We start from the raw sequence: 23832 nt of genomic DNA, 5'->3' as shown, positions 1-23832 counted from the left end.
TTTCGGATCGTCGCGACGATCATCATTTCTTGTAGGCGAAGTCGGGGAAGATCTTGAGGTCGAGGTAGTAGTTGAGCGTCTGTCGGGTGACCCACAGGATGCCGACGACGATGACCACCGCGACGAGGCCGATGACCGCGTAGCCGACGATGCGGAGCGTCTGGTTCGGGGCCCTGCCGAGGTCGCCGTGGCCGGCGGCCTCCAGGCGCATCCCGATCGCGAACAGTGCCGGCAGGCCGGCACCGAGCAGCAGGCCGGCGGCGAGGACCTTGGTGATGGCGGAGACGATGTCCATGACGTGTGTGCCTTTCGAGAACTCGGATCAGGCCTGGGTGGAGGCGTCGCCGGCGGCGGGGACCGGTGAGTCGGTCTCCTCGTCCCATTCGGCGTTGACGTTGCTGTGGTCGACCTTCTGCTTCTGCGCGCGGAAGTACATGTAGGCCGAGAGTGCGGCCAGGATCCCGAAGATCACGATGGCGCCCGGGGCGCCGCCGATGAGATGGGCGATCCAGAAGCACAGCGCACCGACGAGTGCGGCGGCCGGGAGCGTGGTGAGCCAGGCGATGACCATGCGGCCGGCGACGCCCCAGCGCACCTCGGCGCCCTTCTTGCCGAGACCGGTGCCCAGGATCGATCCGGTCGCGACGTGCGTGGTCGACAGGGCCATGCCGGCGACCGACGAGGTGAGGATGATCGCGGCCGACGATGCCTCGGCGGCCATGCCCTGCGGGGCCTTGATCTCCACCAGACCCTTGCCGAGGGTGCGGATGATGCGCCAACCGCCGAGCCAGGTGCCCAGGGCGATGGCCGCGGCACAGGTGAGGACCACCCAGAACGGCAGACCGTGGGCGACGCTCGCCGAGTCGAGGTGACCGGTGGCGATGAGGGCGAGCGCGATGACGCCCATCGTCTTCTGCGCGTCGCCGGTGCCGTGCGCCAGCGAGACCAGGGAGGCGGACGCGATCTGCCCGGTGCGGAAGCCCTTCTCCTTGCGGTGCTCGGCGATGCCGTTGGTGATCGCATAGATGAGGAGCGTGCCCACCGCGGCGACGACGCAGGCGATGACCGGGGCGAAGAGCGCCGGGACCACGACCTTCGCGAGGATGCCGTGCCAGTTGATGCCCGAGGTGCCGATGGCCGCGAGCCCCGATCCGATGAGACCGCCGAACAGGGCGTGCGACGAGCTCGACGGGAGCCCGAACAACCAGGTGAACAGATTCCACAGGATGGCGCCGATGAGACCGGCGAAGATGATGATCAACGCGGTGTTGGCGTCGAGGTTGTCCAGCAGCTGACCGGCCTCGGGCCCCTCGGTGGCCTGGATCTTGAGCACGTCCTTGGTGATGGTCGCGGCGACCTCCACCGAGAGGAATGCGCCGACCAGGTTGAGGATCGCGGAGAGGCCCACCGCCACTTTGGGCTTGAGGGCGCCGGTGGCGATGGAGGTGGCCATCGCATTACCGGTGTCGTGGAAGCCGTTGGTGAAGTCGAAGCCGAGCGCGGTCACGATCAGCAGCACCAGAATGAGCATCTCTGCGGTCATGACCATAACTATGGAGTGCCGACGGTAGTCGACGTCAAACCGATGTGACGCAGTCTTTTGAGCGTTGACCTGCGGATTTGTCGAAATCCCGCGCTAATTAACGGAAAGTTCACCCTGCGGTGTCTCGCCGGCCACCGGCGGTTGCCGAAAGTTGGGAAAGTCGTGGTGGAGGCCATGTGGACGGCAGGTGAACTCCCGGGTCGGCGCGCCGGGGTGCGCGGCCGGGTTCGCGCCGGTCCCGTCGGCGGTGTGTGCCACAATTCGCATATGACGATGACGCTGGGCATGCCGATCAACTATGCGGGCGACTTCCGCGAGACCATCGATCATCTGCGGGACTTCGAGTCCGTCGGGGTGGCGCGGGTCGCCGTGCCCGAGGCCTACAGTTTCGACGCGGTGAGCCAGCTCGGCTACATCGCGGCCCGGACCGAGTCGATGGAGCTGCAGACCGGGATCCTCCCGATGTACTCGCGGACGCCGACGAACCTCGCGATGACGGCCGCCGGTCTCGACTACATCAGCGGCGGGCGTGCGGTGCTCGGCATCGGGGCCTCGGGACCGCAGGTCATCGAGGGCTTCCACGGGGTCAAATACGACTACCCGCTGGGGCGCGCGCGGGAGAACGCCGAGATCTGTCGTGCGGTGTGGCGGCGTGAGCGCGTCGAGCACCGCGGCAAGCACTATCAGCTTCCGCTCACCGAGGCCGACGGCGGCAGCGGTCTGGGCAAGTCCCTCAAGATCATCAACCATCCGGTCCGGGAGCGGATCCCGATGCTCCTCGCCGCGATCGGCCCCAAGAACGTGGCGCTGGCGGCGGAGATGTTCGAGGAGTTCCAGCCGTTCCTGTATCACCCGGACCACGTCGACGCCGCGTTCGGCGAGGCGTTGGCCGCGGGTCGCGCCAAGCGTGACCCGTCGCTGCCGGAGCTGCGCGTCGTGGTGCAGGCCAGCGCGTTGATCAGTGAGGACGCCGACCAGATCGCGAATGCGCGTAATACCGTCCGCCACCATGCCGCCCTCTACATCGGCGGGATGGGTGCGCGCGGCAAGAACTTCTACAACTCGCTGGTGCAGCGGTACGGCTACGTCGAGGAGGCCGCGACCATCCAGGACCTGTATCTGGACGGTAAGAAGGTCGAGGCGGCTGCGGCTGTGCCGGACGAGCTGATCGACGCGATCAGTCTCATCGGTCCGCGGTCGCGGGTCGCCGAGCAGATCGAGGCGTTCGCGAAGTCGGGCGTCGGCGTGCTGCTGGCCTCACCCGCCGCCGGTGAGCATCGTCAGCGGGTCGAGGACATGCGGGTGCTGCGGGAACTGATGGCCTGACCGCGAGGTCGGGGAGGGGAGTATCACTGTGGGGGAGTTGTCGTGGTGGCATCTGATCTTCGTCGTCACGGTCGTCGCCGTCGTGGGTCTCGTGGTCGCGGCGTTGATTCGCGCCGGCGGTCGTGACTCGGAGGATCCTCGTGTGCGGCGTCGGCGTGCCGAGGACTGGTCGGCGTCCCTGCTCGGTGTGATGACGTTGCTGACGGGCCTGCAGATCGTGGGGTCGGCCGATGCGTCGTCGCCGAGCGACGCCATCGGCACACCGATCATGTTCGTCGTGTTGAACCCGGTCTGGATCGTGGCCATGTGGTTCGCCGTGTACCGGACCGGCTGGCGTGGCGGGGTGATCGCGGCGTGGGCGGCCAGCCTGCCCGTCGCCGCGATCGTCGCCAACGTCGCCGCCTATCACCTGCACCCCGCGGTGGGAGTGGTGATAGGAGTCGTCGTGATGGTCGGCGTGTGGGCGACGGTGCTGTCCAACCCGGCCCGCACCGCCGCCGAGGACCATGTGGCCGATCGGTAGACGCGTGGCTCAGTGAAACGGGGAGCTGGTCTAGACGGTATGGAGTGACGCTCGGCATTGGTCGGGGGTTGCGGGCCGGGGCCTCACGCACAAAGACTCGTGGGTTACCGAGCAGGTGTCCCTGTCCGGCCTATCCGACGTTGTGGGAGGCCCCGGTGTTTTCAGAGCGTACGAGTGTAGGACTCGATGTGCCCGCATGATCTGTCACGGCAGCGGCCGATCGACAGCGTCACAGGCGAGATTGACCCCGGATTATGCGTATGTCGGGTCGTGCTTGAAGGAGCTCGCCGGGCCAGTCGCGGTGGCTTATGAGGCAGGCCCGACTGGATTCGGGCTGTGTCGGCACCTCACGGCTGAGGGAAGTCGGTGCGAGGGGGCGGATCTCGCCGCGTTCATCAATTGGGGACCTCTTCGAACTGGCCAGCCAGTTCGTGAAAGAGTTGTGTTCCAAACTCTAAGCCGGTAGTCACTATCCAGAGGCTACTCGCAGGGACCCGTAGCGCCCGCCCGGGGTTTTCGTATAGGTCGATAACTAGAAAGTTGAAACCTTCTGAATCCAGCGCATGTGCATCTGCCAAAAGTACCGCAGGGTATGACCCATCGGGAAGATTGATGATATCAGCGATTCTTTCATCGACCGATTTTCCGTTCGTGGTTGGCAGGGAATCTACAGCCTCATCAAGGGAAATATCACGGTATTGGATGTCATCGACTATTTGGAGACTCGCTGAGAATGAGTCCGTAGGAGTCGGGCCAGCGTGGTATGTAGCAACTGCAGCGTCCCGCGCAGCTTCCCACTTCTCCTGGTCTGAAAAGTCTGACCTTATGAGCGGGATATCTCCACCTGGGGGGAAGCTAAGCTTTCGTGCCATGAATTAAACCTTCGAGCTGTGAGCAACAACTAAGAGGTTACATTGTAACCTTCGCCGTCCATTATACGGTTGAGCTGAACGCTCATGCGTGATGCGCCCCTGCGAGTTCTGCTCCGACGTTAGAACCCAGGCCATCCCGTCAGGACTTCTACCTCATTCTATGGAGGGAGCGAAGGGATATTCTCCGCACGAATTATTCGGAGGTGTCGGTCGGGGCAAGGATGTGGGGCAATGGAAGGACCTATTGCGTGCAATCACTGCCGAGTTGGTATCGCTTGCGAGCAACGTGCAGCCAAGCTCCGCAGCTTATTGTCTCTTGTGGAACAACTTTGACGATCAATTGTTCATCTTTGTACTTGAAGTGTGAACACGGTATCAGGGCATTAACTGGATCGTTGCCGCGCCAACTGCAATCTGATTCGTCATGTACTGTGCAGTCCGTATTCTTCGGAGTCAAAAGTCGAGCAAGCACACCGTCTAAGCGCCGCCGACGCTACCGTCGACAGCAGGAAGACCCACAGGATATTCCACGCCAAGACATTCAAGACTTCCTGACTTGTGTGGCCCGGGTAAACTCGGTAGGCCAGCCATGGCTAGGCGAAGGTGGTGAGCCGCTAGCGGATCCTCCAAGGCATGGACTGATCTGGACAAACCCGAAAACAGGTAGGTCTGCTGTCATTTCTCTCAGCCCGACTAATGCTCTCGTGACTGCGTTCACTGTCGGTGACGGAAAAGACTTGGGGGGCGTGCTGCATGACACGGAATAGAATGGTCATTTTGATAAGTATTGTCGTAGCGTTGTGTGCATCTATAGCCGCTTGCACGAAAGATGGTAGCGAGGAGATTGAAATGTCAACCAGGTCGAGCTCTCCCGCGCTGAGAATGGCGCCTCAGTCGATCGCCACGGATGTTTCTGTAGTCGTTTCGGCGCTGTCGCATCATCCTGACGATATACCGGTCGACCAAACGTATATTATTGGAACGCTCCATAATAAATCGGACTCGGTATACAAGATGGGTACGGAGGCAGCGTACTTCACGGTCTCGGGCGGCAGGCGGATCAATGCGTCTGACGTGTTGCCGGGCAAAGGGGTCGACCCGGGATTTCAGGGGAATGTGACTTGGCAGTTCGACTGCAACCGGAACGAGCTGAAGGATGCCACGCTGACCATCGAAAGGGTTCAGTGGTCGGGTGACTTCACCAAGCTGCCCGAACCCGGTCTGCCCAGATTATCTTCGACGCCTCCGTCCAAGTAGGCGGTCGAGGGACTCGCTCTGACTCATCGGCTTCTCCCGACCCACGAGCAGCCGATTTGTGCGCCGGTTCTGCCCTCGGGAGATGCCTATGCCGAGCGGCGGTCCGGGCGGCGTGCTGGAACGGAGCAGCCCCCTGGGGATATGAGAATGGCCCCGGACTGCCGTGTAAGGGGGATCTCGGGGCCGTTGCGTGGGCGGCCAGCCTGCCCGTCGCCGCGATCGTCGCCAACGTCGCCGCCTATCACCTGCACCCCGCGGTGGGAGTGGTGATAGGCGTCGTCGTGATGGTCGGCGTGTGGGCGACGGTGCTGTCCAACCCGGCCCGCACCGCCGCCGAGGAGCATGTGGCCGATCGGTAGACGCGTGGCTCAGTGAAACGGGGAGCCGGTCTAGTAGTAGTACGGGAACGGCTCCCAGTCGGGGTCGCGCTTCTCGAGGAAGGCGTCACGGCCTTCGACGGCCTCGTCGGTCATGTACGCCAGTCGGGTGGCCTCGCCGGCGAAGACCTGCTGTCCGGTCAGCCCGTCGTCGGCGAGGTTGAACGCGAACTTCAACATGCGCTGCGCGGTCGGCGACTTGGAGTTGATCGTGCGCGCCCACTCGATCGCCGTGCCCTCCAGTTCCGCGTGATCGACGACGCGGTTCACCGCGCCCATCCGATGCATCGTCTCGGCGTCGTAGGCCTCGCCGAGGAAGAAGATCTCACGCGCGAACTTCTGTCCGACCTGCTTGGCGAGGTAGGCGCTGCCGTATCCGGCGTCGAAGCTGCCGACATCGGCGTCGGTCTGCTTGAACCGGGCGTGCTCGCGCGAGGCGAGAGTCAGGTCGGCGACCACGTGCAGCGAATGACCGCCACCCGCCGCCCAGCCGTTCACCACCGCGATCACGACCTTCGGCATGGTGCGAATCAGCCGCTGCACCTCGAGGATGTGCAGGCGGCCGCCCTCGGCCTTGACCCGGGCCGCATCGACGCCGTCGACGGTCGCTCCGGTCACGTCGGAGTCGTGCGTCGTCGCGTAATGGTAGCCGCTGCGTCCGCGGATCCGCTGGTCGCCGCCGCTGCAGAACGCCCACCCGCCGTCCTTCGGCGACGGACCGTTCCCGGTCAGCAGCACCGTCCCGACGTCGGGGGAGCGGCGCGCATGGTCGAACGTCCGATACAGCTCGTCCACCGTGTGCGGACGGAACGCATTGCGGACCTCGGGACGGTCGAAGGCGATGCGAACGATGCCGTTGGCGCGGCCCTCCCCGACATGGCGGTGATAGGTGACGTCGGTGAGGTCTTCGAAGCCGGCGACGGGCTTCCACTGGGTTTCGTCGAACATGGTGACGAGCGTAGTCAGTACCGTCGACACCATGACCGCCCACTGGAACCACAACGTGGCGTACCACGAGGAGCTGGTCGCAGCCGCAGCGCGGAGTCGGGGGCTCGTCCTCGACGTCGGATGCGGCGACGGACGACTGCTGGAGCGGTTGTCGACGGTCGCCGACCGCGTCGTCGGGATCGACCCAGACGAGACGGCGATCGCACGGGCGCGTGGGCGGACGGCCGACCGGACGAACGCGGAGGTGATCGTCGGCGACATCATGGCAGCCCCCGAACTCGTGGCCCGGCAGTTCGATCTCGTCGTGTGCATCGCCGCTCTCCACCATCTGCCGCTGCGGGCGGCACTCGAACGGCTGCGAGCACTCGTCGCGCCCGGCGGCGAACTCCGGATCATCGGTCTCGCCGCGAACAGGAGCGTCGGCGACTGGCTCGTGTCGGCGGCACTGGTCGTCCCCGTGCATGTGATGAGCCTGATCCGCGGTGAGTCGACCGACGACGCGATGGTGACCGCACGGCCGCACGAGTCGCTCGCCGAGATCCGGCGGGCCGCCGCGACGACGCTGCCGGGCAGTCGACTCCGACGGCGCCTGTACTTCCGCTACTCGTTGACCTGGACCGACCCGGGCTGACCGGGATCAACGCGCGCCGCCCACGGAACAAAAATTGCAGTAGTGCTCACAATAGGGGATCTGGCATCGACGGGAACCTACTATTTGCACAGTTCCAATGTTAGATTCGATAACTGAGTGCTACTCATATTCCAGTAGTGACAAACGACTGTAGGAGAAACTGTGACGGACCAGCCGGTGTTGGTGTCGGTGAATCGGGGCGTCGGCCACCTGCTGCTGAACCGCCCGAAAGCGATCAATGCGTTGACCCACGAGATGGTCGAGATCATGACGGCCGCACTGCGCGAGTGGCGCGACGACGACGCCGTGCACGCCGTCGTCCTGTCGGGTGCCGGCGAACGCGGCCTGTGCGCCGGCGGCGACATCGTGTCGATCCACCGCGACGCCAAGGCGCTCGTGGAGGCCGACGCCGACGACGCAGCGGCCGCAGCCTGCCCGTCGGCATCGTTCTGGCGCGAGGAATACCAACTCAACTCCGAGATCGCGAAATACCCCAAGCCGTACGTGGCGATCATGGACGGCATCGTGATGGGCGGCGGCGTCGGCGTCTCGGCCCACGCCAACACCCGCATCGTCACCGACCGCACACGGCTCGCCATGCCAGAGACCGGGATCGGCTTCGTCCCCGACGTCGGCGGCACCCACCTGCTCTCGCACCTGTCCGACGGTTTCGGCGTCTACCTCGGGCTGACCGCCTCGTCGATCACCGGCGCCGACGCCGTCGCCCTCGGGATCGCCGACCACTACGTCCCGTCGGCCGACCTGGACGCATTCGTCACCGCGATCGGCGAGACCTCGGTCGACGAGGCACTGGCCGCTCACGCGCAGGCGGCGCCCGCCTCGGACCTGTGGGCCCAGCGCGACTGGATCTCCCAGGCCTTCGACTCCGACGACGTCGCCGAGATCATCGCCCGATGCGAAGCCCACGGCACCGAGGTCGCCGCCGGCGTCGCCGCCACACTCCGTGCGAAGAGCCCCACCACCCTGTCGGTGACCCTCCGCGCCCTGCGTGACCCGCTGGCCACACTCGACGACACCCTGCACCGCGAATACCGCGTCTCGCTGCGGTGCGTCCGCAGCCACGACATGGCCGAAGGGATCCGCGCCCAGGTGATCGACAAGGACCGCACACCCGCGTGGAATCCGGCGACGCTCGACGCCGTGACCACCGCCAGGGTCGACGAATTCTTCGCACCGCTCGGCGACCTCGAACTGACCATCACAGAACCCGGCGCCTGAGCGCCCCGCACGAGAGTTAGGGACACACATGACCGACTACCAGACCATCCTCACCGAGACCGACGGCCGCGTCGCCGTCATCACCCTCAACCGGCCGAAGGCGCTCAACGCGCTGAACACCGAGCTCATGGGCGAAGTCGTCGCCGCAGTACAGGCATTCGACGCCGACCCCGAGATCGGCGCCATCGTCCTGGCCGGCTCGGAGAAGGCGTTCGCCGCCGGCGCCGACATCAAAGAGATGGCGTCCAAATCGTTCAGCGACGTCGCCGGCGAACAGTTCTTCGGCGCATGGGACGAGCTGGCGCGCGCCCGCACCCCGATCATCGCCGCCGTGTCGGGCTACGCACTCGGCGGCGGCTGCGAACTGGCGATGCTGTGCGACATGATCATCGCCGGCGACAACGCACGCTTCGGCCAGCCCGAGATCAACCTCGGCGTGATCCCCGGCATCGGCGGCTCGCAGCGCCTCACCCGCGCCGTCGGGAAGGCCAAGGCCATGGACCTCATCCTCACCGGCCGCCAGATGAAGGCCGACGAGGCCGACCGCCTCGGACTCGTCTCGCGCGTGGTCCCCGCCGACGAGGTCCTCGGGACCGCCCGCGACGTGGCGGCCACCATCGCAGCCAAGTCGTTCATCTCCGCGTCGTACGCCAAGGAGGCCGTCAACCGCGCCTTCGAATCGGGACTCACCGAAGGCGTGCGCACCGAGCGCAGCCTCTTCTACTCGCTGTTCGCCACCGCCGACCAGACCGAGGGCATGAACGCCTTCGTCGAGAAGCGTGACCCGAACTTCAGCCATCGCTGACCGCGAGCCACCACCGCCGGCACCGGGTCGCAGCGAACGGACCCGGGCCGCGGTGCGCGCCGCCGCCGCCGAATGCTTCGCCGAGTCGGGCTTCCAGGCGGCGACGACCGCGGAGATCGCGCGCCGCGCCGGGGTCGCCGAAGGCACGGTGTTCGGTCACTACACCAACAAACTCGGCCTGCTCACCGCCGTCACCCGCGAGTTCTACGACGACCTGCAGCGACGCGGCGAACAGATCGCCGACGACACGGGGGCGACACCCGCCGAGCGACTCCGCCGACTCGTCAACGACTGGTGCGCCGTCATGGCCCGACAGTGGGACCTGGTCCAGGTCTACATCCACACCGCGCAGGCCTTCGGCGGGACCGAGCTGGCGGAGGTCGTCATCGCCGCCAACCGTCGGTACACCCGGCTCTACACCGCAGTGATCGACGAACTGCGGCAAGCCGGCGACCTGTCGACCGACCTCTCGGCGAACCTCGTGCGCGACATGATCTTCGGCACCCTGGAACACACCGCGCGCGGCCAACGCTATGCGGGCAGGTCCGTCGACACGATCGAGACCGGCCGACAGATCCTCGACCTGCTGCTCGGCTCCGGCGGGGGGACCGGCGGTCGCCTGGCGGCCATCGAGGCCAAGATCGACATCCTGCTCGAAGAACGATCGAACGCGGTGGATACGGTGAACGAATGAAAGGTGCACCGCAGCAGGAATGGAACGTCCCGGCCACCGAGGAGTCGCCCCACGAGGGCGGCTTCCGCGCCGAGGTCGACGTCACCGTCGACCGCGGCGGCCCCCGCTACGGCGAGATGATCGAGCAGGTCCGCACCTTCATGGACAAGGTCCGGTACGCGTGCCCCACCCCGGAGATCGCCGACGAGGTGATCGCCGACCTGGCCAAACTCAACGCCAAACTCGACGCCGTGCAAGTCGACGAGTGGACGTCGCCGTCCGGAACACGCGTCGACCTCGAATCGCGCGGCAACATCACCCTCCCGCCGTACGAGGTGCTCGACGGCGGTCCCGACGGTGTCGAGGCCCGCGTCACCTTCCGCGACTTCCACCTCGGCGGCAACGGTGTGGCCCACGGCGGTCACGTCGCCGTCGCGTTCGACGACCTCGGCGGCATGGCCGCCGCGCTCAACGTCCACGGCATCGCCCGCACGGCATACCTGACGGTGCAGTACCGCAGCCTGACCCCGCTGAACACGCCGCTGCAGATGCGGACCCGGGTGGACCGCAGCGACGGCCGCAAACTGTTCGTCGTCGGCACCCTGCACGACGGCGACCGACTCTGCGCCGAGATGGACGGCCTGTTCATCGCACTGCGGCCCGGCCAGGCCTGAGCGCGGCGGGTCGCCGATCCCCCGGCGGCCGCGCTCAGGTGAGCTCGTGCGCCTCGACGACGAAACCCGCCGTCTGCAGCCGGTCGACGAGAACGTCGCCCATCGCCACGGCGGGCGTCAGCACCCCCGACCGGTCGGGCAGTGCATCGCGGTCGAGCGCCAACGCCAGCGCGCTCTCGCCGAGCATCACCGCAGTCGCCTTGTAACCGGGATCGCCGTGCGCGCGCATCTGCGAACGGTAACGACGCCCCGACGTGGTGGTCGTGAAGGTCTGGGTGACGAAGTTGCCCGTCTCCCGTGTCCGGTCGCTCGGGCCGCTGCCGGGTTTGGGCAGGACCGCGTCCAGGACGCGACGGGTCGGGGCAAAACTCATCGCGCCGAGGAATACGCCGGTACCGACCGTGACGACACCCGCGAGCGCCGCCGACAGACCGGGCACTCCGCCGACCGACATCGTCTCCTGATAGCGGAAACCGTCACCGTATGCGCCGTCGAGGAGGAAATTCGACCGCCGGACCACGCGAGTGTTGTACGACGCCATGAAGAACGGTGCCAGCGTGCCGCGGAGACTCGGGTCGACGCTGCTCGCATCGACCGGGGTCATGTCGCCGGGTTCGGAGTTGATGCTCGCGCGCGGCACGTCGCCGGCGCCGCCCGACAGGGCCTGCGGGTTGAGCAGCAGGCGTCGGACCTCGCCGTCCTTGGCCATCTCGGCGAGCGCCCGCACCGAGTCGACGGTGCCGCCGGAGACCCCGCCGCGCAGCGACGTGACCACCATCGTGGTGTCGGTCATCTCGCCCGCGCCGTCCGCGGTGATCGCCCGGTGCAGGAGATACGCGCCCAGGTCGGACGGTACCGAGTCGAAACCGCACGAGTGGACGATCCGGGCACCCGACGACCGGGCGACGTCGTCGGCCTTGTCGATGGAGTACCGGACGAAGGGCACCTCGCCGGTCAGGTCCACATAGTCGGTGCCCGCGGTGGCGGCGGCGATCACCATGTTCTCCCCGTACCGCATGTACGGGCCGACGGTGGTGCACACGACCTGCGTGCGCTCGCACAGGGCGTCGAGGGTCGACGGCGTCGATGCGTCGGCGACGATCAGCGGCCACTGCGCCGCGACGTCCCCGAGCCGACGTCGGACGGCGGCGAGCTTGGTCTCTGACCGCCCCGCCAACGCGATCCGCGTGCCTGCGGGCGCGCGGTCAGCGAGATGCGCGGCGGTGAGCTCGCCGACGAACCCCGTTGCTCCAAAGACGACGATGTCGAATTCGCGACTCATGGCCTCGACCCTACTGCTCGTCGACCGCTCGGGTCAGTTCCGTGCCGCTCCGAGATGGATGGCGCCGAACGGTCGTGGCGTCCCCTCGGCGTAGAAACGGTCGAGGTCGACGATCTCCCAACCGGCCTCCTCGATGAGCGTCGAGACGTCACGGGTGAGATGGCAGCCGCCGGCGAAGCGCCGCTGAAAGGGCTCGAACCGTCGCTGCGACCGCCGGACGGCGGCGTCGGGAGCGCGGCCGTGCTCCAGGAACGCCAGAGTCCCGCCCGGGCGGACCACGCGCCGCAGTTCGCCGAGCGCACGCGGCAGATCGGGAATGGTGCACAGGGTGAACGTCGAGAGCGCGCAGTCGAAGGCGTCGTCGGCGAACGGCAGATCGCTGCCGTCGAGCCCCGACCGGTCGATCGGCACCGCGGACGAGGAGACGAGCTCCCGGCCCAGACGCCACGCGGTGTCGTTGGGCTCCACGGCGGTCACGCTCGTCACCGCGGCCGGGTAGAGACCCACGTTGAGCCCCGACCCGAACCCGACCTCGACGACGTCGCCGTACAGCGGCCCGCACGCACGACGACGCAGCGGAGTCATCATCGGCAACCCGCAGGTACGACGGATGATCCGCGGCAGCACACGATCGGAGTAGAAGCCCATGCTCGGATCGTAGAGGGTGCCGCATAGGGTTTGTAGCCATGAATCCGTCCACGTTGCAGGCGACCGTGATCGTCGACGAGATGATCCGCGGCGGAGTCACCGACGCCGTCCTGTGCCCGGGGTCGCGGAATGCGCCGCTGGCCTTCGCACTGCACGCCGCCGACGCGGAGGGACGACTGCGTCTGCATGTCCGCATCGACGAGCGGTCCGCGGGTTACCTCGCGCTCGGGCTGGCGGTGGCGGCCGGGGCGCCCGTGCCGATCGTCATGACCTCCGGAACCGCCGTCGCCAACATGGGGCCCGCGGTGTTCGAGGCCAACTACGCGCGCGTGCCGCTGGTGGTCGTGAGCGCCAACCGCCCGTACGAACTGCTGGGGTCGGGCGCCAACCAGACCATCGAGCAGTTCGGGATGTTCGGCACCCAGGTGCGGGCCGCGATCAGCCTCGGACTCGCCGAGGAGGACCTCGACACGAACTCGCAGTGGCGGTCGGCCGTGGGGCGCGTGCTCGCCGCGGCGCGCGGCGCGCGGACCGGCAACGCCGGTCCCGTCCAATTCGACATCCCGCTGCGCGAACCGCTCGTCCCCGACGTCGGCGACCGGCCCGCATCCGATCCGGCGGCGGTCGGGGACGGCCGGTTCGCCGGCCGCGCCGACGGCGCCCCGTGGACCCTCGCGCCCGTCGCCAGACTCGACGTCCCCCTGGAGATCGACCTCTCGCGCGACACCGTGGTCGTCTCCGGACACGGCGCCGGGGCACACCCCGAACTCGCCGCCCTCCCGACCGTCGCCGAACCCACCGCACCGCGTCCGGCCACCGGATTGCACCCGCTGGCGCTGTCGGCGCTGTCGCCCCAGCAGGCGATCATCTGCGGCCGCCCGACCCTGCACCGCTCGGTGTCGAAACTCCTGGCCGACCCGGCCGTCGACGTGTACGCCCTCACCACGGGACCGCGCTGGCCCGACGTCAGCGGCAACGTGCGCGCCACCGGGACGCGGGCCGTCCCGACCGGACTGCCGCAGCACCGCTGGCTCGACGAGGCGGCGGCCCTGCACGGCCGGGTGACCGCGGCCGTCGCCGACGAACTCGAGGTGCCGGGCCCCGCCACGGGACTGCACGTGGCGCGGACCGTCGCCGCGGCCACCGCTGCCGGCGACACCCTGGTGCTGGGAGCGTCGAACCCGATCCGCGACGTCGCCCTCGCCGGAGTCGTCGCCGACGGGGTGCGGGTGCTCTCCAACCGGGGGGTGGCGGGCATCGACGGCACCAACGCCACCGCGATCGGCGCCGCCCTGGCGTCCGCGTCGGGTCGCACCGTCGCGCTCATGGGCGACCTCACCTTCGTGCACGACATCACCGGGCTGGTCATCGGTCCCGACGAGCCCCGGCCGACCGACCTGCGGATCGTGGTCGCCAACGACGACGGCGGCGGCATCTTCGGGCTGCTCGAACAGGGCGACCCGCGCTTCGCGCGCGACGAGTACGCCGGGGCCTACGAGCGGATCTTCGGCACCCCGCACCGCACCGACCTGGCGGCACTGTGCGCGGGCTGCTCCGTTCGGCATCGCGCGGTGACGGTGAACGACCTGCCCGCCGCCCTGAACAGCCCGGCCCCCATCGGCGGCATCGAGGTGATCGAGGTCCGCACCGATCGGACGCGACTGCGCGATCTGCACGCCGCGATCGCGGCCCGGCTATCCTGATCAACCATGACCCGGACCCTCCAGCGACGCATCCAGATCGTCCTCGCCCTGGTCTTCGTGCTGGTGACGCTGATCGGTGCGGTGATCGTGGCGGGCGCCTACCGCAACGACGCCAAGATCGACGCCAACAAGGCGACCGCCGTCGCCGAGGTGATCTCCGCCGACCGGCTGCACGCCGCCGTGAACTTCGTGACACCCGACGGGGTGCTGCGCAATCCGAAGCTCGGCCTGCTCTATCCCACCGACCTGTCGGCGGGTCAGCGGATCCTCGTCGACTACGACGCGACCGACCCCGACACGCTCGCGCGGCCGGTCGGTCGCGACGCACAGCTGTCGGTCGTCCCGGCCGTCTCGATCGTCGGCGCCGGATGGGCGCTGGTCCTGATCCTCATGGTCACCGTCGCCGAGGTCGGTCGACGCACTCGCGCCGCCGACGAGGCGCGCGACTAGCCTGGTGGGCATGACTGACGACACCGGCGCCGGGACCCGCGCGACCCTCGACAAGGACCCGGCCGAGGTCGCCGAGATGTTCGACGGCGTCGCACGCCGGTACGACCTCACCAACACGGTGCTGTCGTTCGGGCAGGACCGACTCTGGCGACGGGCCACCCGCGCGATGCTCGAACTCAAACCCCGCGACGTGGTGCTCGACCTCGCGGCGGGCACCGCGGTGTCGACCGTCGAACTGTCCGTGTCCGGCGCGACGTGCGTGGCCGCCGACTTCTCGCTGGGCATGCTGCGCGCCGGAGCCGACCGGACCGTGCCGAAGGTGGCGGCCGACGCCCTGCACCTGCCGTTCGCCGACGCCTCGTTCGACGCCGCGACCATCTCCTTCGGCCTGCGGAACGTCAACGACGTCGACCACGCGCTCCGCGAGCTGTATCGCGTCGTCAAACCCGGCGGGCGCGTCGTGATCTGCGAGTTCTCCACCCCGACCCTCGCGGCGTTCCGGACCGTGTACATGGAGTACCTGATGCGAGCGCTGCCCGCGGTGGCCACCAGGGTGTCGAGCAACCCGTCGGCGTACGTCTACCTGGCCGAATCGATCCGGGCGTGGCCCGATCAGGCCGGGCTCGCCGAGCGGATCGCCGCCGCGGGGTTCGCCGACGTCCGCTGGCGCAATCAGACCGGCGGCATCGTCGCCATCCATCGTGGCGAGAAGCCCCGCGCCTGAGTGAGCCGACGCCCGGGACCCCGAGCACCTCACCGGAACGGTGGACGGTCCTCCAGCCCGGCGGTGACGCGGCCCGCGCTGCGCCACGCGCGGGCGATGACGTCGCTGTCGTCGGGCGTCAGCAGGTTGCCCATCACCCGGACCACGGTCGACATCAACCGCGCCGACCGGATGCCCGGACGGCCGAGGATCGGCACGGTCTGGGGGACGGTCAGCAGACCCGCCGCCCGGCGCGCCGCAGCGAACGCGTGACCGTACTCCGCGGTCAGCGCCGCGGGCCACGCGTCGGTGTAGTCGCCGGCGGCGCCGAGCAGGTCGACGGCCATCGTCGCCGTCTCCAGCGCGTAGTCGATGCCCTCGCCGTTGAGCGGGTTCACACACGCCGCGGCATCGCCGATCAGCATCCAGTTGGCGCCCGCGACCCCGCTGACCGCTCCGCCCATCGGCAGCAGCGCCGACGTGATGCTCCGGGGTTCGCCGCTGATGCGCCAGTCGTCGGCGACCATCGAGGCGTAATGACGCAGGATCGGCCGCAACGCCATCGACGCGGGACGCTTGGCCGTCGCGAGCGCGCCGACCCCGACGTTCGCCGTACCGTCGCCGAGGGGGAAGACCCAGCCGTATCCGGGCAGGAGGGTCCCCTCCGGGTCGCGGAGCTCCAGATGCGAGCCCATCCACTCGTCTCGCGACCGCCCCGAGTCGACGTACGAGCGGGCGGCCACACCGAAGGCCGTGTCCCGATGCCAGGTGCGGCCCAACGACCGGCCCAGCCCCGAGCGGACGCCGTCGGCCACGATCACGTCGCGGACCCGGATCGCGGCGCGCTCCCCGTCGCGGACCACCGTCACCGACTCGATGCGTCCGCCGATCAGCTGGGCGCCGACGGCCTTGGTCTCCGACATCATCCGGGCGCCGCACTGCACCGCGAACCGGCGGACGGCGTCGTCGAACTCGGTGCGGGCCACCGCGCTGCCGTACGCGCCGAACCGGTCCGAGCCGGGCCACGGCACGCGCTGCCGGGTCCCCCAGCCGTTGAGTTCCAGGCCGCGGATGCGCGGACGGTCGGCGAGGAACTCGCCCATGCCGAGCCGATGGAGGCCGGCGACGGCTCGCGGGGTGAGGCCGTCGCCGCAGGTCTTGTCGCGGGGGAATCGGGCGGCGTCGGCGAGGATGACGTCCATTCCGCGGGAGGCGGCGTGCGCGGCCGCGGCGGCGCCCGCGGGACCCGCACCCACCACGAGGAGGTCGGCGGAGTCGGCGGGGGCATCGCCGGAGGTTGTGCTCGTCACCCGACCAGTATGTCTGTCGTCGTCAACCGTTAGGCTGCTGGTGTCGTCGAACGCCGAATCCGCGGCGGATCGACCACCGAACGGAATGGGTCAGACAACGTGAAGTCCACTTTCGCCGGACTCGAACTCGGCACGGGCGAGTTCGCAGCGCAGGTGCGTTCGTCACTCGAGCGCGTCGAGGATCTGTTGATCAGCGAACTGTCGTCGGGCGACGACATCCTGGTCGAGGCCGCCACGCATCTGGCGAAGGCCGGCGGCAAGCGGTTCCGCCCGATGTTCGCGATCCTCGCATCGCATTTCGGCGACCGCCCGGGCTGCGATGAGGTCATCACCTCGGCGACCGTGCTGGAGATGACCCACCTGGCCACCCTGTACCACGACGATGTGATGGACGATGCGCCGCTGCGTCGCGGCGCGCTGAGCGCCAACGCCCGCTGGTCGAACTCCATCGCGATCCTCGCCGGCGACTTCCTCTTCGCGCGTGCCTCGCACCTGGTGTCGACGCTCGGGCCGGAGGCGGTCCGCATCATCGCGGACACGTTCGCCGAACTCGTCACCGGGCAGATGCGCGAGACGGTCGGCGTCTCCGCGGGCGGCGATCCGATCGACCACTACCTCAAGGTGGTCTGGGAGAAGACCGGTTCGCTGATCGCGACCGCGGGCCGCTTCGGCGCCTACACCGCGGGCGCCGACGAACACACGGTCGAGACGCTCGCCCGCCTCGGCGACGTCGTGGGCACCGCGTTCCAGGTGTCCGACGACATCATCGACATCACGTCGGTCACCGGGGAGTCGGGGAAGACGCCGGGCACCGATCTGCGGGAGGGCGTGCACACCCTGCCGGTTCTGCTGGCGCTGCGCGGCGACGGTGAGGACGCCGCGCGGCTGGCGTCCCTGCTGCTGGACCCGGACACCGGGGCGGCCCTCGAGCTCACCGACGACGACGCCGTCGCCGAGGCGCTCGAGCTGCTCGTCGCCTCGGACGGGATGGCGCAGGCCCGCCGGCGTCTCGACGAGATGGCCGCCGAGGCCGCGGGGCTGCTCGACACGCTGCCCGCGGGCGATGCGCGCGAGGCGTTCGCGTCGCTGGTCCGCTACACCGTCGACCGCGTCGGCTGACCCACCCCTGTCCCGCGTCAACCACCCCTCCCGCGTCAACGGGGAGCAGCCGCGGCCGTTCGACCGTCCGCGGCTGTGCTCGGCTGACGCAGGAACCCGGGAGTGACGCGGGAACCGGTGGTGCGGGAACTCGGGGGCGCGGTTCGACGTTTCACTCGTGACAGCGTTTTCTGCTAGCGAGGTGGCATGCACTTCAACGGACTCAAGACGGCGGCCCTGATGGGGCTGATGTCGGCGATCATCGTCGGCATCGGCGCCGCATTCGGCAACCGTCTGATCCTCATCGGGTCCATCGTCCTGGCCGTCGCGATGAACGGGTACGCGTACTTCAACAGCGCCAAACTCTCGCTGCGCGCGATGCACGCGCAACCGGTCACCGAAGTGCAGGCGCCGGCGCTGTACCGGATCGTGCGCGAACTGGCGACCGACGCGCACCAGCCGATGCCCGCGCTCTACATCAGCCCCACCGAGTCGCCCAACGCCTTCGCGACCGGCCGCAACCCGAAGAACGCGGCCGTCTGCTGCACATCGGGGATCATGGACCTGCTCACCGAACGAGAACTGCGCGCGGTCCTCGGCCACGAACTGTCGCACGTCTACAACCGCGACATCCTGATCAGCTCGATCGCCGGAGCGATGGCCGCGGTCATCAGCGGACTGGCGAACATGGCGATGTGGATGGGCATGTTCGGCGGGAACCGCGACAACGGACCCAGCCCGATCGCGATGATCCTCATCGCGGTCCTCGGTCCCGTGTCGGCGATGGTGATCCAGATGTCGGTGTCGCGGGCTCGGGAATACCAGGCCGACGCCTCGGGCGCCGAACTCACCGGCGACCCCCTGGCGCTGGCGTCGGCGTTGTCGAAGATCTCCGGCGGCATCGCGGCCGCGCCCCTCCCGCCGACCCCCGAACTGGCCAACCAGTCGCATCTGATGATCTCCAGCCCGTTCCGGGCTGGGGAGAAGCTGTCGCGATTCTTCTCGACGCACCCGCCGACCGCCGACCGCATCGCGCGTCTGGAAGAGATGGCGCGCAACGGCGGCCAGCGGTACTGACGTTCAGCGGTTGTCGACGGTCAGCGGTTGTCGACGGTCAGCGGTAGTTGACGAACTGCAGGGCGATGCCGAAGTCCTCACCCTTGAGCAACGCGATGACGGCCTGAAGGTCGTCACGCTTCTTCGATGAGACGCGCAGCTCGTCCCCCTGGATCTGCGCCTTGACTCCCTTCGGCCCCTCGTCGCGGATCTTCTTCGAGATCTTCTTGGCGTGCTCGGAGTCGATGCCCTGGACGAGTTCGCCTGTGATCTTGAAGGTCTTGCCCGACGCGACCGGCTCGCCCGCGTCGAACGCCTTGAGGGAGATGTCGCGGCGGATCAGCTTCTCCTTGAACACCTCCAGGCCGGCGAGCGCGCGCTCCTGCGCGTCGGAGGTGAGGACGATCTTGTCCTCACCAGACCACTCGACGGTGGTGTTGGTGCCGCGGAAGTCATACCGCTGCGAGAGCTCCTTACCCGCCTGGTTCAGTGCGTTGTCGACCTCCTGGCGGTCGATCTTGCTCACGATGTCGAACGATGAGTCAGCCATGCCCTCACCCTACAGTGCGCTGAACTGGTGATTTGCATCCGTCGGGGGACGTCGTCGTATTATGGTTCCCGTTGCTTTCGAGGCCGCGCACCCGTGTGCGGCGGCGTCGAGGAACGGCGACACGGCAGATTGCCCGAGCGGCCAAAGGGAGCGGATTGTAAATCCGTCGCGAAAGCTTCGAAGGTTCGAATCCTTCATCTGCCACTGCGGACTCGTACGGCGTCGCCGCGGTGAGACCAGTGCTTTTGGTCAAAGCCGAGGCCGCTGTGTAAGCTCGCTGAGGCTCTTCGGAACGGAGTGATCCGATCCGGGTGCACGCCCCCTTAGCTCAGTCGGCAGAGCGTTTCCATGGTAAGGAAAAGGTCGACGGTTCGATTCCGTCAGGGGGCTCGCTCGGTCCGGGCCGCCCAGGCGGTCGGGGCTGAACAGCAAGGCGGTGTAGCTCAGCTGGTTAGAGCGCACGACTCATAATCGTGAGGTCGGGGGATCGAGTCCCCCCACCGCTACACATCCTCGAGCTCGGCTTCGAGCCCGAACACCGCCTACGCCGGTGGGACTGCGGGCCTCAAAGCGTGGGTCCGAAGAACTGCAAGACGCGAAAGTAGGCAACAACGTGGCTTCGTCAACCGATGTGCGGCCCAAGATCACCTTGGCGTGTGAGGTGTGCAAGCACCGCAACTACATCACCAAGAAGAATCGTCGCAACGATCCCGATCGTCTCGAGATCAAGAAGTTCTGCCCGAACTGCGGCAAGCACGAGAACCACAAGGAATCGCGCTGACGCGTCGCCACTGCGCCGCCACCCGAAGCGGGTGGCCGGCATAGTGGTGCGGCCGTGACGGCCGACAGACCTGTACCGAAGCGGGACAGCTCACAGTGTGAGTTGTCCCGCTTCTGCATTGTCCTCGGGCCGGCGGGGGCGCAGAATCGTCTGGTCGAATCGTGAGTGTGAGCGGCAGGTGGATGCCGCGCGAGAGGTGTGTGGAAGATGACGGCGATCGTCGATGAATGCGATGCGCAGACAATCTCGGCCATCGAGGCCCTGCAGTCCGGAGAGTTGACGGCGCAGGAGGTCGCCGAGCACACGAAGTCGTTGGTGGGCTTCACCTACACGGTGGACGACTACTACGAGGTCGGACGCCAGGAGATCCGCAAGCACGCGCGCGCCGTCCAGGACGATCACCCCGTCTACTGGGACATCGACGCCGCCGTGACCGCCGGCCACGAGACGATGATCGCCGCGCCGACCTTCGTGTCGGTGCTCGGGCTGATCGCGCAGCGACGCCTCTTCGAGGACGTCATCACCGGCTACGACATGTGGCAGATCATGCAGACCGACCAGCGTCTGGAGTTCCACCAGCCGATCCGTCTCGGCGACCGCCTGGTGTGCGACGTCTCGCTCGAATCGTTCCGGCAGTCGATGGGAGCCGATCTCCTGGTCAGCAAGAACATCATCTGGAACCAGTACGACGAGCCGGTCATGACCACGCACACGTCGGTGGTGGCGCGGGCCGCCGCGGACGTCGACCCGGATCTGGTGGCCACCCTCGGCGACGTGATGATGCACGTCGACTCGACGCCGGCCGTCGGGAAGACCGTGTTCGGCCCGTTCGACCGGTACGACGACCCCGACCCCGCGGTGGAGCCCAAGGCGTACGGCGCGATCGACTTCGACACCCTCGAGGTCGGCCAGGAGCTGCCGGTGGTCACCAAGTCCCTGACTCTGGGGAACCTCGTCAACTATGCGGGCGTGGCGGGCGACCCGAATCCGATCCACTTCTCGCCGGAGGTGGCCCGCGCGCTCGGACTCGAGAGCGTGGTCGCGCACGGCATGCAGACGATGGGGCTCGGGGCGAGCGTGCTCGGCGCCTTCGTCGGCGACCCCGGAGCGATCTACGAGTACAACGTGCGTTTCACCAGCCCGGTGTACGTTCCCCCGGTGGGGGCCGCGCACGTCGACTTCACCGGACGGATCAAATCGCTCGACCCGGAGACGCGACGCGGCGTGATCGCACTCGTCGGCAAGCAGGGCGACCGCAAGATCTTCGGTCGGGCGCAGGCGAAGGTCCAGTTCAACTGACTTCGCTGCGTGCGAGTTGGGGCGAGCGGCGGCTTTGCTCTACACTGACTGAGTCTGATGTTCTCTCGACTTGCGCGCTGCCCTGAGGGTGGCGCGTTGGTGTTGTTAGGCTCGGACACGTGCGGGTCGACGGGTCCGCGCGAAGGGGCGTAGCTCAACTGGCAGAGCAGCGGTCTCCAAAACCGCAGGTTGCAGGTTCAAGTCCTGTCGCCCCTGCCCATCGGGGCACCAGCAGACGAAGGGATCGGTGAGAAGGTGGCCAAGCGTGATCGCAAGGCTCCCGGCGTCGATGACGATCAGGTGATCGACAACGACGACCTGGAACAGTCCGACGCCACTGAACTGCGTCCCAGCGGCAAGCGGTCGGCCCGTGGCCGTCGCGCGGCGGGCGCCGGTTCGGCCACCGCCGTGGCCGACCGGACCAGCACCCGCACGACGACGGAAGCGAGCACGACGCGCAACCCGTTCATGCGGATCTGGATCTTCCTGAAGCAGGTGATCTCGGAGCTGCGCAAGGTCATCTGGCCGACGCGCAACGAGATGATCACCTACACGATCGCGGTCTTCGTGTTCGTGGTGATCCTGACGGCGATCGTCTCGGGACTGGACATCGGCTTCGCCAAGCTGACTCTGCTGGTGTTCGGCTGACAGGCATGACAGCGGGCTCACCGGCCCGAGTGACCAACGAAGGAGCGTGGGGCAGTGAGCACCCCGGAGAATGAGATCGAATCGCCGGAGACCGGTGACGCGACCCCCGAGGCCACGCAGGCAGAGGTCACGCAGGACGGGGTCACGCAGGACGGGGTCACGCAGGACGGGGCGAGCGACGCCGGTGCCGACACCGCTGCCGCCGACGACACCGTCGCGGCGGACGCCGAGGGCGAGCAGGAGTCGGAGCAGGAAGTCGACCCCGTCGCCAAGCTGAAGGCCGAACTGCGCCGCGCGCCGGGTGACTGGTATGTCATCCACTCCTACGCGGGGTACGAGAACAAGGTGAAGACCAACCTCGAGACCCGCGTGCAGAACCTCGACGTCGGCGACTACATCTTCCAGGTGGAAGTTCCCACCGAAGAGGTCACCGAGATCAAGAACGGTCAGCCGAAGAAGGTCAACCGCAAGGTCCTTCCCGGCTACATCCTGGTGCGGATGGATCTCAACGACGAGTCGTGGAGCGCCGTCCGCAACACCCCGGGCGTCACCGGTTTCATCGGTATGACGACGTCGCGCCCGTCGCCGCTGTCGCTCAAGGAGGTGCTGCAGTTCCTGCTGCCGCGCGCCGAGGTCCGCAAGGCCGAGGCCGCCAAGGCCGCGGCCGCCGCGGGCGAGAGCGTCGAGGCTGCCGCCGCTGCGGCGGGCAACCTCGTCGAGGTCGACTTCGAGGTCGGCGAGTCGGTCACCGTCATGGACGGGCCGTTCGCGACCCTGCCCGCGTCGATCAGCGAGGTCAACACCGAGCAGCGCAAGGTGAAGGTGCTGGTGTCGATCTTCGGCCGCGAGACGCCGGTCGAGCTCGGCTTCAACCAGGTCGAGAAGCTCTAGGCTCCCGACCGGCACAACGAGACTTCCGCGTATCCAGCGTGCGCGGATCTGTAGGAAAAAGGACAAGAGAGATGCCTCCCAAGAAGAAGAAGATCGCCGGGATCATCAAGCTCCAGATCCAGGCGGGCCAGGCCAACCCGGCGCCCCCCGTGGGTCCGGCGCTCGGTCAGCACGGCGTGAACATCATGGAGTTCTGCAAGGCGTACAACGCGGCGACCGAATCGCAGCGCGGCAACGTCATCCCGGTCGAGATCTTCGTGTACGAAGACCGCTCGTTCGACTTCAAGCTGAAGACCCCGCCGGCGGCCAAGCTGCTGCTCAAGGCGGCCAATCAGCAGAAGGGCTCGGGCGAGCCGCACGTCAACAAGGTCGGCAAGGTGACCATGGACCAGGTCCGTGAGATCGCCAAGACCAAGGCCGAGGACCTGAACGCCAACGACACGGACGCCGCCGCGAAGATCATCGCCGGCACCGCACGGTCGATGGGCATCACGGTCGAGGGCTGACGGCTCCGCCGGACACATCACCGAACACCTGTGGGAGGG

General features: G+C 67.7%; 26 protein-coding genes and 4 tRNA genes. 22 read left to right on the top strand and 8 right to left on the bottom strand.

Annotated elements, in window-relative coordinates; all coding sequences use genetic code 11:
* Positions 1-22 precede the first annotated feature (22 nt).
* Positions 23-295: a hypothetical protein gene (locus G528_RS0101270; RefSeq protein WP_026917383.1), complete on the bottom strand. Its 273-nt coding sequence runs from the start codon at positions 293-295 to the stop codon at positions 23-25.
* 27 nt (positions 296-322) lie between these two features.
* Positions 323-1543: an inorganic phosphate transporter gene (locus tag G528_RS0101265; protein ID WP_026917382.1), complete on the bottom strand. Its 1221-nt coding sequence runs from the start codon at positions 1541-1543 to the stop codon at positions 323-325.
* A 273-nt stretch (positions 1544-1816) separates the two neighbouring features.
* On the opposite strand from G528_RS0101265, the gene G528_RS0101260 reads away from it, so the two are divergent.
* Complete coding sequence (locus G528_RS0101260; protein ID WP_425402203.1) at positions 1817-2869, top strand: LLM class F420-dependent oxidoreductase; 1053 nt, start codon at positions 1817-1819, stop codon at positions 2867-2869.
* A gap of 28 nt (positions 2870-2897) precedes the next feature.
* Positions 2898-3392, top strand: coding sequence for a hypothetical protein (locus G528_RS0101255; RefSeq protein ID WP_026917380.1), 495 nt, complete (start codon positions 2898-2900; stop codon positions 3390-3392).
* 395 nt (positions 3393-3787) lie between these two features.
* Here the strand turns inward: G528_RS0101255 and G528_RS18350 are convergent, their stop codons facing one another.
* A complete protein-coding gene (locus tag G528_RS18350; RefSeq protein WP_156890316.1) occupies positions 3788-4264 on the bottom strand; it encodes a DUF6924 domain-containing protein in 477 nt (158 codons plus the stop codon).
* Positions 4265-5113: 849 nt separating this feature from the next.
* Here G528_RS18350 and G528_RS18345 point away from each other — a divergent pair.
* Complete coding sequence (locus G528_RS18345) at positions 5114-5521, top strand: hypothetical protein (RefSeq protein WP_156890315.1); 408 nt, start codon at positions 5114-5116, stop codon at positions 5519-5521.
* Positions 5522-5910: 389 nt separating this feature from the next.
* Here the strand turns inward: G528_RS18345 and G528_RS0101245 are convergent, their stop codons facing one another.
* A complete protein-coding gene (locus tag G528_RS0101245) occupies positions 5911-6846 on the bottom strand; it encodes a 1,4-dihydroxy-2-naphthoyl-CoA synthase (RefSeq protein ID WP_035718520.1) in 936 nt (311 codons plus the stop codon).
* A 31-nt stretch (positions 6847-6877) separates the two neighbouring features.
* On the opposite strand from G528_RS0101245, the gene G528_RS0101240 reads away from it, so the two are divergent.
* From G528_RS0101240 to G528_RS0101220, 5 genes are all read left to right on the top strand, one after another.
* Entirely contained in the window at positions 6878-7477 is a 600-nt protein-coding gene (locus G528_RS0101240) for a class I SAM-dependent methyltransferase (protein WP_026917378.1), read from the top strand.
* Positions 7478-7639: 162 nt separating this feature from the next.
* On the top strand, positions 7640-8716 hold the full coding sequence (locus G528_RS0101235; RefSeq protein ID WP_051198162.1) for an enoyl-CoA hydratase/isomerase family protein: 1077 nt from the start codon (positions 7640-7642) through the stop codon (positions 8714-8716).
* 28 nt (positions 8717-8744) lie between these two features.
* Positions 8745-9521 carry an enoyl-CoA hydratase gene (locus tag G528_RS0101230; protein ID WP_026917376.1) on the top strand — a complete coding sequence of 259 codons (777 nt, stop codon included), beginning with the start codon at positions 8745-8747 and terminating at the stop codon, positions 9519-9521.
* Positions 9496-10215: a TetR/AcrR family transcriptional regulator gene (locus G528_RS16015; RefSeq protein WP_245569636.1), complete on the top strand. Its 720-nt coding sequence runs from the start codon at positions 9496-9498 to the stop codon at positions 10213-10215. Before G528_RS0101230 ends, G528_RS16015 begins: the two co-directional genes overlap by 26 nt.
* Positions 10212-10868, top strand: coding sequence for a PaaI family thioesterase (locus G528_RS0101220; protein WP_026917375.1), 657 nt, complete (start codon positions 10212-10214; stop codon positions 10866-10868). Before G528_RS16015 ends, G528_RS0101220 begins: the two co-directional genes overlap by 4 nt.
* A 34-nt stretch (positions 10869-10902) precedes the next feature.
* On the opposite strand, the gene G528_RS0101215 is transcribed toward G528_RS0101220, so the two are convergent.
* Both G528_RS0101215 and G528_RS0101210 read right to left on the bottom strand, forming a co-directional pair.
* Positions 10903-12150, bottom strand: a complete 1248-nt coding sequence (locus G528_RS0101215) for a saccharopine dehydrogenase family protein (RefSeq protein WP_026917374.1) — start codon at positions 12148-12150, stop codon at positions 10903-10905.
* A 33-nt stretch (positions 12151-12183) separates the two neighbouring features.
* Entirely contained in the window at positions 12184-12798 is a 615-nt protein-coding gene (locus tag G528_RS0101210) for a class I SAM-dependent methyltransferase (RefSeq protein ID WP_026917373.1), read from the bottom strand.
* A gap of 38 nt (positions 12799-12836) precedes the next feature.
* Between G528_RS0101210 and menD the strand changes: the two genes are divergently transcribed.
* The 3 genes from menD to G528_RS0101195 are packed head-to-tail and all read left to right on the top strand — an operon-like array spanning position 12837 to position 15675.
* Positions 12837-14501 carry a 2-succinyl-5-enolpyruvyl-6-hydroxy-3-cyclohexene-1-carboxylic-acid synthase gene (gene menD / locus G528_RS0101205; RefSeq protein WP_026917372.1) on the top strand — a complete coding sequence of 555 codons (1665 nt, stop codon included), beginning with the start codon at positions 12837-12839 and terminating at the stop codon, positions 14499-14501.
* 6 nt (positions 14502-14507) lie between these two features.
* The gene (locus G528_RS0101200) at positions 14508-14951 is read left to right on the top strand and encodes a DUF3592 domain-containing protein (protein ID WP_026917371.1); all 444 of its coding nucleotides are present in this window, start codon (positions 14508-14510) and stop codon (positions 14949-14951) included.
* Positions 14952-14961: 10 nt separating this feature from the next.
* The gene (locus G528_RS0101195; protein WP_026917370.1) at positions 14962-15675 is read left to right on the top strand and encodes a demethylmenaquinone methyltransferase; all 714 of its coding nucleotides are present in this window, start codon (positions 14962-14964) and stop codon (positions 15673-15675) included.
* 29 nt (positions 15676-15704) lie between these two features.
* On the opposite strand, the gene G528_RS0101190 is transcribed toward G528_RS0101195, so the two are convergent.
* Positions 15705-16964: a geranylgeranyl reductase family protein gene (locus tag G528_RS0101190; protein WP_026917369.1), complete on the bottom strand. Its 1260-nt coding sequence runs from the start codon at positions 16962-16964 to the stop codon at positions 15705-15707.
* Between the two features lie 99 nt (positions 16965-17063).
* Between G528_RS0101190 and G528_RS0101185 the strand changes: the two genes are divergently transcribed.
* Positions 17064-18083: a polyprenyl synthetase family protein gene (locus tag G528_RS0101185; protein WP_026917368.1), complete on the top strand. Its 1020-nt coding sequence runs from the start codon at positions 17064-17066 to the stop codon at positions 18081-18083.
* A 186-nt stretch (positions 18084-18269) separates the two neighbouring features.
* A complete protein-coding gene (gene htpX, locus G528_RS0101180; RefSeq protein WP_026917367.1) occupies positions 18270-19139 on the top strand; it encodes a zinc metalloprotease HtpX in 870 nt (289 codons plus the stop codon).
* Positions 19140-19176: 37 nt separating this feature from the next.
* Here htpX and G528_RS0101175 read toward each other — a convergent pair whose 3' ends face one another.
* On the bottom strand, positions 19177-19668 hold the full coding sequence (locus G528_RS0101175; protein ID WP_026917366.1) for a YajQ family cyclic di-GMP-binding protein: 492 nt from the start codon (positions 19666-19668) through the stop codon (positions 19177-19179).
* Positions 19669-19791: 123 nt separating this feature from the next.
* On the opposite strand from G528_RS0101175, the gene G528_RS0101170 reads away from it, so the two are divergent.
* The 9 genes from G528_RS0101170 (at position 19792) to rplK (ending at position 23793) form a co-directional block, all read left to right on the top strand.
* Positions 19792-19872 (top strand) — tRNA-Tyr (locus tag G528_RS0101170).
* A 113-nt stretch (positions 19873-19985) separates the two neighbouring features.
* Positions 19986-20058: transfer RNA gene (locus tag G528_RS0101165), tRNA-Thr, on the top strand.
* Positions 20059-20100: 42 nt separating this feature from the next.
* Positions 20101-20174 (top strand) — tRNA-Met (locus G528_RS0101160).
* A gap of 107 nt (positions 20175-20281) precedes the next feature.
* Positions 20282-20449, top strand: a complete 168-nt coding sequence (gene rpmG / locus G528_RS0101155; protein WP_026917365.1) for a 50S ribosomal protein L33 — start codon at positions 20282-20284, stop codon at positions 20447-20449.
* 207 nt (positions 20450-20656) lie between these two features.
* The gene (locus tag G528_RS0101150; protein WP_026917364.1) at positions 20657-21748 is read left to right on the top strand and encodes a fused (3R)-hydroxyacyl-ACP dehydratase subunits HadA/HadB; all 1092 of its coding nucleotides are present in this window, start codon (positions 20657-20659) and stop codon (positions 21746-21748) included.
* Between the two features lie 143 nt (positions 21749-21891).
* Positions 21892-21964, top strand: a tRNA-Trp gene (locus G528_RS0101145).
* 39 nt (positions 21965-22003) lie between these two features.
* Positions 22004-22396, top strand: a complete 393-nt coding sequence (gene secE, locus G528_RS0101140) for a preprotein translocase subunit SecE (protein WP_026917363.1) — start codon at positions 22004-22006, stop codon at positions 22394-22396.
* Positions 22397-22450: 54 nt separating this feature from the next.
* A complete protein-coding gene (gene nusG / locus G528_RS0101135; protein WP_026917362.1) occupies positions 22451-23287 on the top strand; it encodes a transcription termination/antitermination protein NusG in 837 nt (278 codons plus the stop codon).
* Positions 23288-23358: 71 nt separating this feature from the next.
* A complete protein-coding gene (gene rplK / locus G528_RS0101130; RefSeq protein ID WP_026917361.1) occupies positions 23359-23793 on the top strand; it encodes a 50S ribosomal protein L11 in 435 nt (144 codons plus the stop codon).
* Positions 23794-23832: the final 39 nt, after the last annotated feature.

This window comes from Gordonia shandongensis DSM 45094, assembly GCF_000423025.1.
GTDB classification, from domain to species: Bacteria; Actinomycetota; Actinomycetes; order Mycobacteriales; family Mycobacteriaceae; genus Gordonia; species Gordonia shandongensis.
This window is presented reverse-complemented; position numbering and strand designations above follow the sequence as displayed.

Bases quoted from the DNA above. Each gene is read 5' to 3' on its own strand.
- htpX (WP_026917367.1), top strand. From the start codon at position 18,270: ATGCACTTCAACGGACTCAAGACGGCGGCCCTGATGGGGCTGATGTCG.
- G528_RS0101240 (WP_026917378.1), top strand. From the start codon at position 6,878: ATGACCGCCCACTGGAACCACAACGTGGCGTACCACGAGGAGCTGGTC.
- G528_RS0101215 (WP_026917374.1), bottom strand. From the start codon at position 12,150: ATGAGTCGCGAATTCGACATCGTCGTCTTTGGAGCAACGGGGTTCGTC.
- G528_RS0101265 (WP_026917382.1), bottom strand. From the start codon at position 1,543: ATGACCGCAGAGATGCTCATTCTGGTGCTGCTGATCGTGACCGCGCTC.
- menD (WP_026917372.1), top strand. From the start codon at position 12,837: ATGAATCCGTCCACGTTGCAGGCGACCGTGATCGTCGACGAGATGATC.
- G528_RS0101150 (WP_026917364.1), top strand. From the start codon at position 20,657: ATGACGGCGATCGTCGATGAATGCGATGCGCAGACAATCTCGGCCATC.
- G528_RS0101260 (WP_425402203.1), top strand. From the start codon at position 1,817: ATGACGCTGGGCATGCCGATCAACTATGCGGGCGACTTCCGCGAGACC.
- G528_RS0101245 (WP_035718520.1), bottom strand. From the start codon at position 6,846: ATGTTCGACGAAACCCAGTGGAAGCCCGTCGCCGGCTTCGAAGACCTC.
- G528_RS0101270 (WP_026917383.1), bottom strand. From the start codon at position 295: ATGGACATCGTCTCCGCCATCACCAAGGTCCTCGCCGCCGGCCTGCTG.
- G528_RS18345 (WP_156890315.1), top strand. From the start codon at position 5,114: ATGTCAACCAGGTCGAGCTCTCCCGCGCTGAGAATGGCGCCTCAGTCG.
- G528_RS0101195 (WP_026917370.1), top strand. From the start codon at position 14,962: ATGACTGACGACACCGGCGCCGGGACCCGCGCGACCCTCGACAAGGAC.
- G528_RS0101200 (WP_026917371.1), top strand. From the start codon at position 14,508: ATGACCCGGACCCTCCAGCGACGCATCCAGATCGTCCTCGCCCTGGTC.
- G528_RS0101220 (WP_026917375.1), top strand. From the start codon at position 10,212: ATGAAAGGTGCACCGCAGCAGGAATGGAACGTCCCGGCCACCGAGGAG.
- G528_RS18350 (WP_156890316.1), bottom strand. From the start codon at position 4,264: ATGGCACGAAAGCTTAGCTTCCCCCCAGGTGGAGATATCCCGCTCATA.
- G528_RS0101230 (WP_026917376.1), top strand. From the start codon at position 8,745: ATGACCGACTACCAGACCATCCTCACCGAGACCGACGGCCGCGTCGCC.
- rplK (WP_026917361.1), top strand. From the start codon at position 23,359: ATGCCTCCCAAGAAGAAGAAGATCGCCGGGATCATCAAGCTCCAGATC.
- G528_RS0101210 (WP_026917373.1), bottom strand. From the start codon at position 12,798: ATGGGCTTCTACTCCGATCGTGTGCTGCCGCGGATCATCCGTCGTACC.
- G528_RS0101175 (WP_026917366.1), bottom strand. From the start codon at position 19,668: ATGGCTGACTCATCGTTCGACATCGTGAGCAAGATCGACCGCCAGGAG.